9 protein-coding genes are annotated in these 16870 nt (G+C 42.9%); all 9 read left to right on the top strand.

Annotated features, from left to right (window positions below):
• Positions 1 to 21: 21 nt before the first annotated feature.
• The 9 genes from OH463_RS18950 to OH463_RS18910 all read left to right on the top strand — a co-directional run bounded on the left by OH463_RS18950 (position 22) and on the right by OH463_RS18910 (position 16805).
• Positions 22 to 1506: a sigma-54 interaction domain-containing protein gene (locus tag OH463_RS18950; protein ID WP_269992099.1), complete on the top strand. Its 1485-nt coding sequence runs from the start codon at positions 22 to 24 to the stop codon at positions 1504 to 1506.
• Between the two features lie 62 nt (positions 1507 to 1568).
• A complete protein-coding gene (locus OH463_RS18945) occupies positions 1569 to 5018 on the top strand; it encodes a DEAD/DEAH box helicase family protein (RefSeq protein WP_269992097.1) in 3450 nt (1149 codons plus the stop codon).
• Positions 5019 to 5150: 132 nt separating this feature from the next.
• Complete coding sequence (locus OH463_RS18940; protein WP_269992095.1) at positions 5151 to 6728, top strand: type I restriction-modification system subunit M; 1578 nt, start codon at positions 5151 to 5153, stop codon at positions 6726 to 6728.
• The gene (locus tag OH463_RS18935) at positions 6725 to 7819 is read left to right on the top strand and encodes a restriction endonuclease subunit S (protein ID WP_269992094.1); all 1095 of its coding nucleotides are present in this window, start codon (positions 6725 to 6727) and stop codon (positions 7817 to 7819) included. Before OH463_RS18940 ends, OH463_RS18935 begins: the two co-directional genes overlap by 4 nt.
• A gap of 51 nt (positions 7820 to 7870) precedes the next feature.
• Positions 7871 to 9337 (top strand): AAA family ATPase, encoded by a 1467-nt coding sequence (locus OH463_RS18930; protein WP_269992092.1) that lies wholly within the window; start codon positions 7871 to 7873, stop codon positions 9335 to 9337.
• Positions 9337 to 10227, top strand: a complete 891-nt coding sequence (locus tag OH463_RS18925) for a hypothetical protein (protein ID WP_269992090.1) — start codon at positions 9337 to 9339, stop codon at positions 10225 to 10227. The genes OH463_RS18930 and OH463_RS18925 overlap by 1 nt, the downstream gene beginning before the upstream one ends.
• 200 nt (positions 10228 to 10427) lie before the next feature.
• Positions 10428 to 13706 carry a DEAD/DEAH box helicase gene (locus OH463_RS18920; RefSeq protein WP_269992088.1) on the top strand — a complete coding sequence of 1093 codons (3279 nt, stop codon included), beginning with the start codon at positions 10428 to 10430 and terminating at the stop codon, positions 13704 to 13706.
• A 47-nt stretch (positions 13707 to 13753) separates the two neighbouring features.
• Positions 13754 to 15265 carry an AAA family ATPase gene (locus OH463_RS18915; RefSeq protein ID WP_269992086.1) on the top strand — a complete coding sequence of 504 codons (1512 nt, stop codon included), beginning with the start codon at positions 13754 to 13756 and terminating at the stop codon, positions 15263 to 15265.
• Positions 15258 to 16805, top strand: a complete 1548-nt coding sequence (locus tag OH463_RS18910; protein ID WP_269992084.1) for a VWA domain-containing protein — start codon at positions 15258 to 15260, stop codon at positions 16803 to 16805. Before OH463_RS18915 ends, OH463_RS18910 begins: the two co-directional genes overlap by 8 nt.
• Positions 16806 to 16870 lie beyond the last annotated feature (65 nt).

Genomic DNA, 16870 nt, shown 5'->3' with positions numbered 1-16870 from the left:
AAAATAGTTACGGAAGTCAAAATGGCAACCTTACTCAGTTGGCTTGGTAGAACAGATCTTGATCAAATGAAGCTAGATAACCCAGCTTCAATTGCAACGATTGCTTTGAAAGGTAAAACTCTAGACAGCATTATTATCCTTGCCAGTACATGGGATGATGAATGGCACGACTATAAAGAATGGTTGGAGAGAAAGCTTGCTTGTGTTGGTCGTTCTAAGACCTTAGTGACTATCCAACGTGTTCGATTGGCGTCGCCGATAGATTATTCCGCTATAACCAAAGTGATGCAAAAACAGCTGAGTAAGATTTCTGCTGGCTCGGAACACATTTATTTGAACCTCACATCTGGAACGCCGGCAATGACAGTAGTTTCTGTCTTACTCGGCAAGAGCATTGGGAAATGCCAGTTACTTCAAACATCGCCCAAGGGCGAGTTAATTGAAGTGGATATCCCCGTTGATTTCGCGACGGAGTATGCCAGAACCTCCACTAATGCTATACAGTCACTGACATCCGATCTCCCTCAATTAAGCTCGGCCTTTGAAGCTATAACTGCAAAGTCGAAAATCATGCAGCTTTTAGTGAAAAAAGCTCACAGACTTGCATTATCTGATTTACCTGCACTCGTACTGGGTGAAAGTGGATCAGGCAAAGAAGTCATGGCAACAGCCATTCACAATGCAAGCTCTCGCGCTGAAATGCCATTTAGAGCCGTTAACTGCGGTGCATTACCAGAGAACTTGGTGGACTCAATTCTCTTTGGTCACGTAAAAGGGGCGTTTACAGGAGCAGATAAAGACCATTCAGGGCTATTTGAACAGGCTAATGGTGGCACCTTATTCCTAGATGAAGTGGGCGAGCTGCCACTCAATGTCCAAGTTAAATTACTTAGAGTGTTGCAACAAAAAGAAATTACGAGAGTCGGTGACGTTAAATCTAAGGTTGTTGATGTTCGCATTATTGCAGCTACGCACCAAGATCTGTTTCAGATGACATCGCAAGGAGCCTTTCGGGAAGACTTATTCTACCGACTCGCAGTAGGGGTTATTGAAATGCCACCGCTTAGAGCGAGATCGGAAGATATTCCAGAACTCATCTCAACACTCATGAACGATATCAATCAACAGGCAGAAAAACACCCACTCTTCGAAAGTAAGAAAATTTCCGACGATGCAATAAATTTTGCAAAATCCTATCGATGGCCCGGAAATATCAGGGAGCTTTGGAATACACTGAATCGCGCTGTGTTATGGTCAGAATCGGCCACCATTTCTACTGAAGATCTTCAATCGTCAGTATTAAGTGCAGGCAAAAACCAATCTTCTCAGGGTGAATTTTCCGTACCAGGGGATATACAGCAATACATTGATACTATTAAGAAAGATGCGGTTGAATCAGCTTTAGAGTATAGTCGCAATAATAAATCCAAAGCAGCTGAAGCTCTAGGTCTAAAGAGCCATCAAACGTTAAGCGGTTGGATGACAAAATTAGGTATCGAAGAATAAGCAAGTTGGCTAAAACAGGGTTGGCATACCCATTGCTCATTGAGGTCAGGAGTACAATAAAAGTGAAAACGTCAGTGAACTTTGAACATCTAAGAAAAGACTGGCCAGAATTGGCTGAATTGGGTGCATTTGCCGAAGCTTATGCAGTGACAGATCCTCAAAGCTCGATGGTTAAGCTTCGTTGCTATGTCGAAAAAATCGTGGGCTACCTATACCGAGAGCTACGCTTGCCAGTATTGCCAAATGCGTCTGTTCACGACAAGCTGACGAGTGCTTCGTTTACTGCCATCATCCATAAAGATATTCTCGATAAATTTCATGCTGTGCGCAAAGGCGGAAACAAAGCTGCCCATGACGGATATGTCAATCAGCATGACGCACTCTGGTTACTCAAAGAATCCTACCTGATTGGTTGTTGGCTTTTCATTGCCTATGGGGATGGTTCCCAAGAAGAATGTCCACGATATTCTCAACCTGACAATGCTCCGCTAGAGGGTGAGTCTAAAGCAGATTTCAAGCGAAAAAACAAACAGCTACAACAAAAGCTCGCCCAGAACAGTGAGCAGCTTACACAGGCGTTAAAAGAGCTTGAAGAGGCGAAAGAAGCCCAGTTGTTGGCCCAGCAGGCTGCTAGTAAGCTCAAGTTGGAAGTTGATCAAACCAAAGCTGAGAAGCTAAAGCGCAACACTCTCAAGTTGAAGAACAGCTTTGACTTTAACGAAGCGGAAACTCGTAAACGTCTAATCGATTCGGAGCTGAGAAGTGAAGGGTGGGATGTTGCACTGGCAGAGGTGAGCACAGAACAAGTATCAAAAGAGTACGAAGTAAAAGGTCAACCGACTCAATCAGGCAAAGGCCGTTGTGACTACGTGCTTTGGGATGATAATGGCAAGCCGCTAGCGGTTATTGAAGCGAAGAAAACCCGAGTGGATGCGCGAGCAGGACAAGAGCAAGCCAAAATCTATGCTGATGCGTTAGAAAAACAAACGGGTCAACGTCCAGTTATTTTCTATACCAATGGTTATGATATCTGGTTGTGGGATGACGCTCAGGGCTACGTACCTCGCAAACTTTTTGGTTACTACTCTAAAGACAGTCTGCAATACCTTATCCAGCAGCGTGCGCTGAAAAGAGATCTTAACAGCACTCCGATTGATACCGAAGTCGCAGGTCGACTCTATCAAATGGAGTCGATCACTCGTGTCTGTGAACGATTTAGCGATAAGCACCGTAAAGCGCTGATCGTGCAAGCCACAGGTACGGGAAAAACGCGTGTTTCCATTGCGCTAGCGAAGCGTCTACTTGATGCAGGTTGGGCAAAGCGAGTGTTGTTCTTATGTGACCGTAAAGAGCTACGTAAGCAAGCGGCAAACGCATTTAATGAGTTCACTAAAGAGCCGTTATTCGTAAAGGGCAAAAGCAAAAAAGAACTTGCGAGTAAAGCGCGTATCGTGATCGCAACTTACCCAGGCATGATGCAAACCTTCGAAGAATTCGATGTTGGTCACTTCGACCTTATTATTGCCGACGAATCGCATCGTTCTATCTACAACAAGTATGGTGAGCTGTTTAAGTATTTTGATGCGCTGCAAGTGGGCTTGACGGCAACGCCAGTTGAGATGATTTCCCGCTCGACCAGCCAGCTGTTTGGTTGTGACTACAAAATGCCAACGGCCAACTACCCATTAGAGCAAGCGATTGAAGAAGAAAACCTCGTGCCTTTTAAAGTCGTTTCTCATACCACCAAGTTCTTGCGTGATGGCATTAAAGGTAATGAGCTCACTGATGAGCAGATAGCTGAGCTTGAAGATCAAGGAATCGACCCGAATGAGCTCGATTTTGATTCAAAGCTAATCGATAAAGCGATCTTTAACAAAGACACCAACCGCCAGATCATCCGTAATTTAATGGAACGTGGTCTTAAAGATGCTGACAATCAATTGCCTGGTAAATCGATTATCTTTGCTCGTAGCATCAAACACGCCGAACTTATCGCCGATCTGTTTGCGGAAATGTACCCCGATTTGGGTGGTAACTTCTGCCGAGTGATTCACTCGAAATACGAACGCGCAGATGAACTGATCGACAACTTCAAAAGTGCTGAAGGCAACAAAGAAGAGATCACCATTGCGGTGTCTGTCGATATGCTCGATACCGGTATTGATGTGCCGGAATGTATCAACCTTGTGTTTGCTAAACCGATTAAATCGAAAGTGAAGTTTTGGCAAATGGTAGGTCGTGGTACCCGTTTGTGTGAGAACTTGTTTGGCCAAGGCGAACATAAAAAACATTTCTTGATCTTCGATCACTGGAACAACTTTGAATATTTCAAAATGAACCCAGAAGAAGATGATGGTGCAAAAGGTAAGTCTCTTGCGCAAAAGGTATTTGAAGCGCGGCTAAACTTGGCTGATGAGGCAATTAAACGTGCAGAAATGGATATCTTCGATTCGGTGATCCCACAGATTAAAGCCGATATCGAATCGCTTAACGATAAAACCATCGAAGTGCGTGAAAACTGGCAAATTAAAGCGCAACTAAGTGATGAGAAAACCTTGCACCAAATGGCTCCGGATACCAAGGAGCTACTGCGCTCTACGATGGCTCCGCTAATGCAGTGGAAACCGATTACTGGCGAGAGCGAAGCTTTGCGCCTCGATCTCCAGTTCTTAGAGCTTGAGCTTATCAAACTCAAACAACCTTCCAAGGTCGATATTGTTGCGATGCCGATTATGGACAAGGTCACCACACTTTCTATGCACCTTAACGAAGTGCGCAGTAAGGCTAGTACTATTAAGCAAGTGCAGCAGCCGAACTTCTGGAATGATGCTGATCACCATGAATTAGAAGCTTGTCGAAGCGAGCTGCGAACGGTAATTCATCTGCGTGATAAAGGCGCGACTCCTCCACCTAAGCCAACACCTGTATTGGACGTGAAAGAGGATGCGGCTGAATATCGCACTGATGAGGTGAAAACCGATATTGTGACGGTGGACTACCAGATCTATAAACAAGAGGTCGAAAGAACACTGTCACCATTGTTTGAATCAAATGAAGTGTTGCAGAAAATACGTGCTGGACAATCAGTAACAGAAGCGGATTTAGAGACGCTCAATGCGCTTGTGCATACACAAAACCCAAGTGTCGATCTTTCGATTTTGAAAGAGTTCTTTCCGGAATCAACCGCAGGGCTCGACCAGATTCTGCGTACCATTGTTGGGATGGATGCGAAAGCAATTGAAGGAGAGTTTACGGCCTTTGTGCAGCAAGTACATACACACCTTAATTCTAGACAGCAACGCTTTATCGGCATGCTCAAAAATCACCTTTGCCGCTACGGTAGCGTTGATATTGAGCAGTTGTACGATGCACCATTCAATCAAATTGATGATGCTGGCCTAGATGGCGTATTCCCAATCCCTGCTCAAGCGGATGTGGTGGAACAGTTTGTTCGCCGCTTTAGTGTACATTTGGGTGAGAAACAAGCAAGTGTCGAGAAAGTGGCGAATTAACCCTTTAGCGATGGCAACTGGCTAAGTACACTACAACTAATTACGATTGACGCTGTTCATTCATCACTAGATGAGGGGCTAATCAATAAAGCTGCAGCGACAATTACCATAAAAAAATATAGAGAACAGATAATGATTACATCAGGCGCATTAAAGAGCCAAATTGACAAACTATGGGAAGAGTTTTGGACGGGTGGGATCACCAACCCGCTAACCGTAGTTGAGCAAATTACCTATTTAATGTACGCCCGCATGCTAGACATGAACGAGCGTAACGACGAAAAACGCAGCGCACGAACGGGCAGGCCATTTAATCGCCGTTTTGCAGACGATAAACAGCATATACGTTGGGAAAACTTCCGTCATCTTGGCGCAGAAAAGTTATACCCACTCGTTAAAGACGAACTCTTTCCGTATTTCAAAGAACTCACGTCTGATGACACGCTGTTTGCAGACTTTATGAAAGATGCGCAGCTAATGATCCAAAAACAATCGCTATTGGTGAAAGCGGTCGAATTGGTGAGTGAACTGCCACTAGAAAACAAAGATGTAAAAGGTGACTTGTACGAATACTTGCTGTCTAAACTGACCACCGCAGGGATCAACGGCCAATTCCGCACGCCGCGTCATATTATTCGCGCGATGATAGAAATGCTTGATGTAGAAGAGACGCACCGAGTTTGTGACCCAGCCTGTGGTACCGGTGGCTTCTTGTCTTCGACCTACGAATACCTGCTAGAGAAGTATTCGTCACCTGAAGGTGTAGAGAAAGAGCAAGCCTTTAACACTGAAGGTAAGCCAGTTTTAGATGTGTATGGCAACCCTGTGTTTAATCACTTATACGCAGGAGATTTGCTAGAAAACCGTGCTCATATTGATTACGACATGTTCCACGGCTTTGATTTTGACTCTACCATGCTTCGCGTAGCAGCAATGAACTTGGTGATGCATGGTGTTAAACAGCCCGACATTCATTACCAAGACACCCTAAGCCAAAGCTTCATAGAGCGTTATCCTGATGAGGCGAAAAACGGTTTTGATATCATTCTAGCGAACCCGCCGTTTAAAGGCAGCTTAGATGAAGAAGATGTCGACCCAGCGATTCTAAAAGTGGTTAAAACCAAAAAGACTGAACTGCTGTTTGTGGCACTGATCCAACGTATGCTGAAAGTCGGTGGCCGCACTGCCACCATCGTCCCTGATGGGGTGTTATTTGGTAGCTCTAAAGCGCACCAAACTCTACGTAAACACCTAGTGGAAGATAACCAGTTGGAAGCGGTGATCTCACTACCAAGTGGTGTATTTAAGCCATACGCGGGCGTTTCAACAGCTATCTTGATTTTCACCAAAGGTGGCAGTACAAATAACGTTTGGTTCTATGATGTGCAAGCTGATGGTAAATCGCTCGATGATAAGCGTACGCCAATCAAAGACAACGATCTGCCAGATTTGGTTAAGCAGTACAAAGCCTATCAAGCGGCGGTAGCTGAAGGTCAGTCAACTGCGCAGTGGTCAGACAAAACACAAAAAGCCTTCTTGGTAGCGAAAGATGACATCAAGTCGAACAAATATGATCTATCAATCAACCGCTATAAAGAAGTGGTGTATGAGAAAGAAAGCTATGAAGAACCAAAAGTGATTCTAGGCAAACTCAAAGCGTTAGAGAATGAGATTTTGGCTGACTTAAATGAGTTGGAGTCGATGCTATGAGTTGGCCGATGGTGGCAATAAAAAGTGTTGCTAAAGTAACAACAGGAAAAACTCCTTCGAAAAAGGTTGAGTCTTACTTTGGCGGTGATATTCCGTTTATTACGCCTGCTGAACTTGGTGAAAATCAATTTGTTAAAACAGCAAACCAAACGTTAACTGAAGAGGGAGCAACCAAAACTAAATTGGTACCAGAAAATTCAGTTTTGGTTTGCTGTATTGGGTCTCTAGGAAAGTTGGCGATAGCTACTCAGGAATTAGCAACGAATCAGCAGATAAACAGTGTAAGTTTTGATTCATCCAAAGTGCACTTCAAATACGGCTATTATGCTTTACAGCGATTGAAACCTATATTGGAGTCAATGGCTCCTGCGACAACTGTTGCGATTGTGAACAAGTCAAACTTTGAGGCTTTAGAAATCCCACTTCCACCACTAGACGAACAAAAACGCATTGCTGCCATTTTGGATAAGGCCGATACAATTCGCCAGAAACGCAAGCAAGCCATTGAACTTGCTGACGAGTTTTTACGCAGCGTGTTTTTGGATATGTTTGGTGATCCCACACATTGGAATGTCGAAACAGATACTAGAGGTTGGCAACGAAAGCAAATTAAGATGGTCAGTCCTTTAAAAAGAGGATATGACCTACCAACCAACAGCCGTAATAGCGGTAATATACCCATTTACGCAGCAAACGGTGTTAATGGTTTCCATAATGTATCAAAAGTAAAAGGGCCAGGGGTTATAACTGGTCGCAGCGGTACTATAGGTAAAGTAGTGTATACAGAAGATGACTTTTGGCCTTTAAATACAGCTTTGTATGTGACCGATTTTTTCGATAATAGTCCGAAGTATATAGAATGGTTTCTAAGGTTTTTTAGATTGGATAGATACTCACAAGGTGCAGGGGTTCCAACATTGAACAGAAATCTATTTTTGGAGGAGTTTACTCTTGTCCCACCGATAGAGTTACAAAACAAGTTCGTGAATATCTGCAATTTTTTATCCACTACTCAAGCAACGATGAGTAATGAATATTTCTACGATCAGTTTATGTCACTTTCCCAAAAAGCCTTCTCAGGCCAACTATAAATTTCAGAGGTATCTTCGGATGCCTCTTTTTTTAATCAAAGGTTAGGTAAAATGAAAATAACATCACTTACAGTTGGTGGGTTCAAAGGCATTAAAAACAAAGCCACGATTCCATTAGCGCCCATCACGTTGTTCTTTGGCGCGAACAGCACAGGCAAAAGCACAGTATTACATGCATTGTTGTATCTGTATGAAGTAGTGACCAAACGTAATTTCGATGCGCAATACAGTTCAATCGCTGGGGAGTCACTCTACTTTGGCGGTTTTCACAATATCGTACATGGTAAGGATTTAAATGGCGTTATCACCCTAGGTGCAACACTAGACTTTAGAGATGGTGCTGCGGATATTTGGGATGATTATTTATCGGAGTCCGAGCGTTGGTTACTAGAGAGTACATTATTCTTTACGCCAGAATCAGATACTGACGTTTTATCTTTCGAGTTAGATATTAGATGGGATCATACAAAAAACCGTGCGTTCATTAGCCGGTATTTATGTAAAAGCCACGGCATTGAGTATTTCAAAACAACAGCTCAATCAGGTCGACCAGATTGCCAAATTAATCACTATCAACCATTGCCACATTGGGAAGTAGATGAATCATTTGAAGTCGAAAATCTCTTCGATTCTGGTCAGTGGGAAGATGTTTCCATCAATAGCCAAGATGCGTTGCCTAACATCTACAAGAGGCTTGACCTATCAGAACCTCCGTTCGAGTGGTCTGATGTTTTCGAAAGTCATCCGTTAGCTGCCCAGTTGTTTGCTGAAGCTTCACTCTCTCAAGCAGCGTTTGCACCACTAAAACTATTAGTGAAAAAACTTGAAGACTTGCTTCACATTGGGCCGCTACGTATTGTGCCAGCGCGAGCAACCGTCTTGAACAAGAATACGAATACTCAGCGTTGGTATGACGGCACAGCTGGCTGGGAGACTTTCGCCTTTTCGAGTGAAAGGGTAAAAAACAAAACTAATGAAAAGTTTATTAGTAGCCAGTTCTTTGGCACTAATTACTGCTTTGAGTCTCCAGCTTACGGTGAAGCTAGTTTGAGTGAAAAGTCAGTCATCCTTAAAGACTCTCATACTGACATCCCTTTAGTGCCGTCAAGCGTTGGTGTTGGCGTATCGCAAGTCTTCCCATTCGTAGTTGCTACCTCACTTGAACAAGATCTTATCGTATCGTGCGAGCAACCCGAACTGCATATTCACCCGAAATGGCAGTTAGCTTTAGGAGACATGATGCTAGAGGCAACTAAGAAAAATTCTGACCGTATGTTCTTGGTTGAAACTCACAGCGAACATTTGCTATTGAGGTTGTTAAAGCGTCGCCGCCAAACCGCAGATGAAGAGATCGAATACGAACCGTTTGGTTGTAAGAAAAGTGATGTACAGATAGTTTTCTGCGAGCAATCCGAGGGTAAAACTCGTTTAATTCCAATCAAAACAACTGACGAGGGTGAGTTTGATGCACCGTGGCCAAATGGCTTCTTTGAAGAAAGAAGGGAGGAGCTGTTCTGATGTTGCATTTGGAGTTTGCGGTAGCGCCTAGTCAAATTAATTCTTTAATGGATCTTGTGATACTGGAAGCAAGAATGGGCTACGAGAAAGGAGCGGTGTTATCGCGTTTTCCCAAAGCCTGGTTTAGAGAGGTCTCTCAGCAGCTTAATGCTGAACTTGATGGAACCAGACTAGACAGAGCAACTGAAAAGCTCAGAGCTTTACAATCAAGCAAGCTAGTTTCATTTGGAAGGTCGTTTGACGGAGAAGGTTGGGTTGAAGCTGCTAGAAATAGCCACGATGCTAAGTTATTCCATCGGTTGGTTGAAGACTCCTTCAATGATCGGCCTGTATTTGTTCCATCACTTTTAGATTTGGAGGAAGCAGACTTTGCGTATATATCTCTTTACACGCGTGAAGCCAAGTCTTTAGCAAGTGCAGCCGCCGGTCTTCTCTTTGGTGCAGAAAAGGTAACAATCTACGATCCATATATTTGCGCAACTAAAGCTGGTAGCCGCAAGACACTATTGGAATTGATGAAGCTATGTGAGAAAGATGATGTAGAGTTTCACGTCTTTTCGGAAGAAGATAGAAAACCTGCTTGGGAGCTAACAGAACAAGCTCTCGTTGAGTTTAAGGAAGCTATGCCTGAAAACATTAAGCTGTATTGGTATTGCGCCGATGATAAAGATTCGGGATTTTTGCACTCTCGAGGTTTATTTACAGCGAAAGGGGGGCTGATTTACGACAGAGGATTCTCAGAGCCGGGCGATGTAGATCAGACTCAAGAGTTGACTGAGATTACACCGATGCCAATTGATTTGCTACAAGCAAAAGCTAGCTCTTATAACGCCTCTCTTCAATATGAAGATTTTGAACTTGTTAGAGGTGTGTGGTCTTCTCATCCTTGATTAGCAATTGGAGTTTGCAACTTGATACGATACACGTGGCAGGATTATTTGGCTGTTAATTTGTTTACATATGGTAAATATTATTACCATATAAAATTGTGATAGTTTGCAAAGGTTCAATTAAATCATGATGTTAGCGTTTGGCATGCTTGTTGATTGCATTGTTGTATCAACATTTACGAATCGAGGTGCCATCGAATATGACAGACGCTAATTCTACTACTTTAACAATTCCATCATTTTCTTTTCCGGATATCCAAGTATCTGGAAATAGAGTCGAGAGGTTCGGACGTCACTCGTTTAGACTCTCTGCATCAATAGCTACTACAGATAACGCTGATATCGTTGTCTGTACGTCGCAAATTAGAGGTGATTTTTCTCAGTTTTATATTGTAAAAAGTAAGCGCGTTTGTACTTCACACCTTGAAGGTTACCCCGTTTTATACACACTAAAACCTTCGAGTTTTAAGGCGCTGGTCGTTGAATCTGAACTTCGGTGGCTAAAGAATCCGTTGACGACATTGAACGATTTGAAACCTTCGCAAATTGCTAAATCTTGGCAGAATCAGTTCATGCTTAAGGCTGAGGACGCAGAGTCGGGGGCCTTAGGATTGCGAACACCACAGATCGGCGCTCTTCACGCAATCTCTGCTGAATTTTCAAGGTCAGCGAATATTGAGCCTAGTACAGTTGTCCTGCCGACTGGAACCGGCAAAACAGAGACTATGTTGGCGACAACGATCTACCACCGCTGCGACAAAGTTCTGGTGTTGGTCCCTTCAAATTCGTTACGCGATCAAGTCGGCGACAAGTTTAAAACTCTTGGTTGCTTAGCTGAGCTTGGTGTTGTCCCCGAACAAATTCTTCACCCTGCTGTAGTGAAGATCAAAAAGGGCATTAAGACTGTAGAAGAGGCGCAGAAGCTGCTCGACAGTGCTAATGTGCTCGTTGCAACACCTCAGATACTGAAATCACGTTTTTCCAATTCAGGTGTACTCGAAACAATCTGCAACGCTTGTAGCCATCTGTTTGTCGACGAAGCTCATCATATTTCAGCTAATACGTGGAATGGAATAAAAGAGCAATTTGTTGGAAAAAGAGTTGTTCAGTTTACCGCTACGCCTTTCCGTAATGATACTCAAAGTTTGGGTGCCAAAATCATCTACAACTACACCATGGGTGAAGCTCAAAATGCAGGCTATTTTACTAACGTACAGCTCGAACCAGTAGAAGAATACTTTCAAGACTCCATGGATCTCGCTATCGCAGATAAAGCAATCAAGTTGCTACAGAATGATATGGATTCAGGGCTTGATCACTTAATGATGGCTAGGGTGAAAACTAAAGAAAGAGCGAAAGAGGTCTTTAATCTATATCAGAAATTAGCGCCAGAGCTTAAACCAGTATTGGTTCATTCTGACCTTTCTAAAACGGAACAAAATAAGCGCCTTGCCTATCTGCGAGCACGAGAAGCCAAAGTGGTAGTATGCGTCGATATGCTAGGTGAAGGATACGATTTACCAAACTTAAAAATTGCCGCTATTCATGACCATCATAAAAGTTTGGCGATAACGTTACAGTTCATCGGGCGGTTTACTCGTGTATCTCACAAAGAAACACTCGGTTCTGCAAGCGTTGTTGTGAATATAGCTGACCCTGGTGTTGAAGGTGCATTGCAGAAGTTATACGCACTTGGTGCCGATTGGGATGAAGTATTAAGACGCTTGTCTGAGAACCAAATTGAACGGGAAGTGCGATTGCAAGAGGTTGTTGACTCTCTCAAAGGGCATGGGGACTTACACGAACAACTTTCGCTCTGGAACTTGCGACCATCTTGTTCAGCTATGTTATTCAACACAGATTGTGATAAATGGACCCCTGAGAAGTTCACGGATATAAAATTCAGTCATGATGAAATGTGGCATTCAATTTCAGCCGAGGAAAATATTTTGGTGTTGTTGGCTGTAGCCAGCACGTCTGTGAAATGGGGTCACTTTAAAGATGTTAAAGACATCAACTACAAAATACTGATAGCTCATTGGGATAATGAACGTAACGCTTTACTCATTTATTCAAATGATTATAAGGGGTTTAAAGTAGAAATCTTGGCTGAAAAATTATGTGGTGAGTCGACTTATGTTATGTCAGGAAAACAGATTTTTAATGTTCTCAATAACATCGAATATCCACTGGTGAATAATCTTGGTTCTGCTCAAAATGGAGCGATCAGCTTTACGCAATTTTTTGGACCAAACGTTACCGAGGGGCTAAGCGCAGTTGAAAAATCTGCGTCAACTCTTAGCAATATTGCGGCCATGGGGTACGAGGATGGCAACAAAGTATTGTGGGGCTGTTCTGAGCGTAAAGGTAAAGTTTGGTCTCCCAAAGCGGGTTCAATCGCCGATTGGTTACTCTGGGCAAAAGCAGCGTGGAATAAAGTAGTAGAGGGTGGTAATGATGATACAAACATTACACGTGACTTCTTGAGACCTCAGAAAATAGACAACCCTCATCCTTATATGCCGATATCAATTCAATGGGGTGAGCAACTTCAAGTCCGTAATGAAGAAGGCGTCAAAATCTACTTTGGTCCATCTTCATTCTACTTGTATGAAGTCGATTTAAAAGTGACAAGGGATGAACAAACCAAAGAGCCCATTCTGGTTTTTGAGTCCTTTCAAACTACATCAAAATACAAATTGCTGATCGACCAAGAACTGACTAAAGGCTATGACTATCAATTGTTAGAAGGTGAGCCGATCTCCATTCAAGTAGGAAACTCTGAACCTAGAACGCTCATAGAGGAGATGTACCACGATCCGATATTCGTCTATTACGCTGATGGTTCATTTTCTTATAACTGTTACTGGGTTGAGGTGAAGGACAATATAGGTAGTTATTCTCCTGACTCTTTGCATTCCGTCGAATGGACTGTAGACATAACGAAAGAGTCAATGGGTACGAACTTAAATATTGATACAGTACAGCACCAAACTTGGCAGCTTATCGACTCAGAGTACGACATCATCATCAATGATGATGACCATGGAGAAGCTGCTGATTTAGTGGCGATTAAATCTCTACCAGACAAGATAATTCTAAGCCTATACCACTGCAAATACTCTCATGGTAGTGAACCAGGAAGACGACTAAGTGATCTTTATGAAGTCTGCGGGCAAGCTCAACGTTCTGTGCGTTGGAAGCATGTTGGTCTTCCTTATTTATACAAACATATTCAAAAGCGTGAGGGAGCTTGGAAAGGGCGAGGTCAAAGCCGTTTTTTGAAAGGCAATATGGCTCAGTTGGAGAGCATAAAGAATCGCTCGCGTACCACTCCTATCGAGTTTCAGGTCGCAGTGGTGCAACCGGGTGTGAGTAAAGAGCAAATTACAGAAGAAATGCTCAAATTACTTGGAACAACAGAACTTTTCATAAAGAAAACAACATTAGCTGACTTACGCGTGTGGTGCTCGGAGTAAATCCGCTCCCAAGTCTACGCGAAAGATTTAAATAGAAGGAATTTATTGTGACAACGACAGTATGTACAACAACGATGAACAGAAAAGACAAACTACAAACGCTAATGGCTCAGATGAGTGATGGATTATTAGAAAGGGAGCATCAAGTTCGACTAATGATGCTAGCCGCACTTTCCGGTGAGCATGTCTTACTCGTTGGACCTCCAGGAACGGCTAAAAGTGAATTGGCAAAGCGACTGAAAAGTGTCTTTGTTGAGGCTAATTACTTTGAACGATTAGTGACACGTTTTTCTGTTCCAGAAGAGCTGTTTGGGCCGCTTTCGATCAAAGCGTTGGAAGAGGATCGTTATAACCGGCTTACTAGTGGGTACCTGCCTGAAGCATCTGTGGCGTTTATCGATGAAATCTTTAAAGCAAACAGTGCAATCTTAAACAGTCTTCTAACTTTGCTGAACGAACGCCAGTTTGATAACGGCAATCGAAGAGTCAATGTTCCTTTAATCTCTGTTGTAGCAGCAAGTAACGAGTTACCGGAAGGCGAAGAGCTCAGCGCTTTATACGATAGATTCATTCTGCGTTCTTATGTGTCGCCTGTGTCTACGGAGTCGTTTGACGCATTACTTTGTGGGGCATTAGAGGGGTTCGACCCAGAACTCAATGTACGTTTGAAGGTAGAAGATCTAAATGAGGTACAGCGCCTAGCTGAGAAAGTTGAGTTGACTTTAGCAACGATAGAAGCGTGTAAAGAATTTCGTAATTACTTAATGTCACAAGAGATTTACGTATCTGATCGCCGTTGGCGTAAGCTGGTGAAATTAATGAAAGTGTCAGCTTTCACTTCAGGCTTTAATGAAACCAGTATTTACGACACTTGGATTCTTCCACATTGTTTATGGGAACAACCAGAGCAATTTGAAGGCCTGCAAGAGCTTTATAAACGATTGGTGACTGTTGATGGGAAAACACCACCATCACGCCTATTACAACTTATGAGTGTATGGGAGAGTCGGTTAGCAGAAGAAAACAGCCCGCATAAAAAAGACGCTCAAGGAAAACTACTCTATATCGATTGTGATGGTAATGAAACAATTAAGAAGTCTAGTGAACGTCAAGCGAAGGATAGAAATGGCAATTTACTTTATAAGGACTATAACGGAGATAAGACGACGAATAGAAATTACAGGAGTGAACCATGGATGGAAAAAGTAGAGAACGATCCATTAATTGGTAGTGTGAGGTTTTCCAAGGCTCATATCGAGAGCCGAATATCAAGCGTTCGAGAAATAGTAAGTAACATCGATCAATATATTGGTACTGTGAAGCAAGAATTGCATATTGTTGAACAATACTTCAATAACCACCTTTGGTTAGATTGCAATTTGTTACCAGAAATCGTCGACTCACTCAATGAGTCACTAAAACAAGCTGAAAAGCTATCAAATAGAGCGAATAAACTTATTGATGGGTTTAGTCGTCTGCCGTTGGAGAAAGACCCAACCATAGAGATTGCAGAGCTAGTGCCTTCTGATGATCCAGTGGAAGGAGAGCTGTGTGATTAGAGAAAAGTATCAAATTACCTCTCCGTTATTGAACTTGGATAGCCCATTAACGTGCCTCGATAATGTGCCGGAGAAATTTCTTCCGGCTGTTATTACAAATACTAATGGTGAGTTAGTAGCGCGGTGCGAATCATTAGTTAACTCCAGAAATGAACTTCTACAAGGAGAAAGTCCAGCAAGTCTATTTCCCTTAACACCACAGCCACTCACCAATGCGATTTGCAAAGAGGTAGAAGAGTCTGGATTAAGCCAATATTGCACACAGAATGAAGAGGTCACTGATGCCTTGCTATCTGACATTCTCACGGCAATAGACCAGCTTCAATCTAAGGCATTGCCTATGATAAGTGACCTGATTAAGCAGCTAGAAGATGAAGCGTTAAATCAAATCAAGCAAGCTTTAGAGAAGAGAAAGAACAAGCGCAAACAAACTAAACCTATTTCTCTCACTAATGCGCAGCAAACAAGAATTGCCGAAACAGCCTCGGAGGAGATCTGGCAGCAACTGATCTCTGAACGGGATGTTGGTGGCATCTTGCCTGTTATATGGCAAGAGAGGCTAACTGTATGGGCTCAATTAGAAGAGGTATTTACTGAACTTGGGTTGATTACTGGTTTAGGCTTTGACTTATCAAAAGGCGTTTTTCAAAGCCATGGTTGGCTAGATATGACGCGATTAAATAAGTTAGTTAAAAAGCTCCCAAAGTTACAAAATTTGATTCGAGACTTAGGACGCGATGAGCAAGTAGAAGGCTCAGTACTCGAAGACATCGTAATCAAAATGAGTGTCGCTTCTAGGCATGAGAAGTATGTAACGACACCTCTTGTTCCTATGGAAACTAAAGGCATTGCTCGCTCAGATTCGATCTCTAGAATGTTGCCCCAAGAAGCCTCACTGTTAACTAACCCTGTGCTTAAAAAACTATGGCACGCCAAGCGAGCGGAGCATGCTTTACTTTCTTACTCAGTAGAAGGAACTGAGGTTTTGGAAACAGAAGAGGTAATTGAGCAAGAGTCCATTAGAGAAAAACAGGGCAATAGACGCAATAAAAAACGAGGTCCGATGGTGATTTGCTTGGATACATCAGGCTCAATGAAGGGATTACCAGAAAACATTGCCAAAGCAACCGTTTTGGAATGTTTGAAAGTAGCCTATAAAGAAAAACGGCGTTGCTACGTTTATCTGTTTGGAAGTCAGAAAGAAGTCAGTGAACTTGATCTAACGTTAGATGCTTCAGGGTTTAATGACTTGCTTAACTTCCTTACGATGTCTTTTGGTGGCGGCACTGATGCTGAGGGACCTCTCAACAAAGCGCTGGAAAAGTGTGATTCAGAAGATTGGCATAAAGCCGATGTTTTGTTAGTGAGTGATGGTGAGTTCCCAGTGACTTCGGGGTTAAGTCGGAAAATTAGCAACCGAAGAGAGAAGCAGGGCCTACAGGTACACGGTATACAAATCGGTAATTCTCACTACACATCAATGAGCAAAATTTGTGACCCAATGCACTACACCTCAGAGTGGATTGATTTAAAACGTTAGCCGCTTGTTGGAGGTGTGAACATGCACTCAGTGCGATTAGTAATCAAGAGTCATTAGCTTATTGA

The organism is Vibrio sp. NFR (genome assembly GCF_027587095.1).
Taxonomy (GTDB): domain Bacteria; phylum Pseudomonadota; class Gammaproteobacteria; order Enterobacterales; family Vibrionaceae; genus Vibrio; species Vibrio harveyi.
This window is presented reverse-complemented; position numbering and strand designations above follow the sequence as displayed.

What these genes read in the sequence shown, in the direction of transcription:
- OH463_RS18950 (WP_269992099.1), top strand. Translation starts at nt 22, where the DNA reads ATGGCAACCTTACTCAGTTGGCTTGGTAGAACAGATCTTGATCAAATG.
- OH463_RS18940 (WP_269992095.1), top strand. Translation starts at nt 5,151, where the DNA reads ATGATTACATCAGGCGCATTAAAGAGCCAAATTGACAAACTATGGGAA.
- OH463_RS18935 (WP_269992094.1), top strand. Translation starts at nt 6,725, where the DNA reads ATGAGTTGGCCGATGGTGGCAATAAAAAGTGTTGCTAAAGTAACAACA.
- OH463_RS18930 (WP_269992092.1), top strand. Translation starts at nt 7,871, where the DNA reads ATGAAAATAACATCACTTACAGTTGGTGGGTTCAAAGGCATTAAAAAC.
- OH463_RS18925 (WP_269992090.1), top strand. Translation starts at nt 9,337, where the DNA reads ATGTTGCATTTGGAGTTTGCGGTAGCGCCTAGTCAAATTAATTCTTTA.
- OH463_RS18920 (WP_269992088.1), top strand. Translation starts at nt 10,428, where the DNA reads ATGACAGACGCTAATTCTACTACTTTAACAATTCCATCATTTTCTTTT.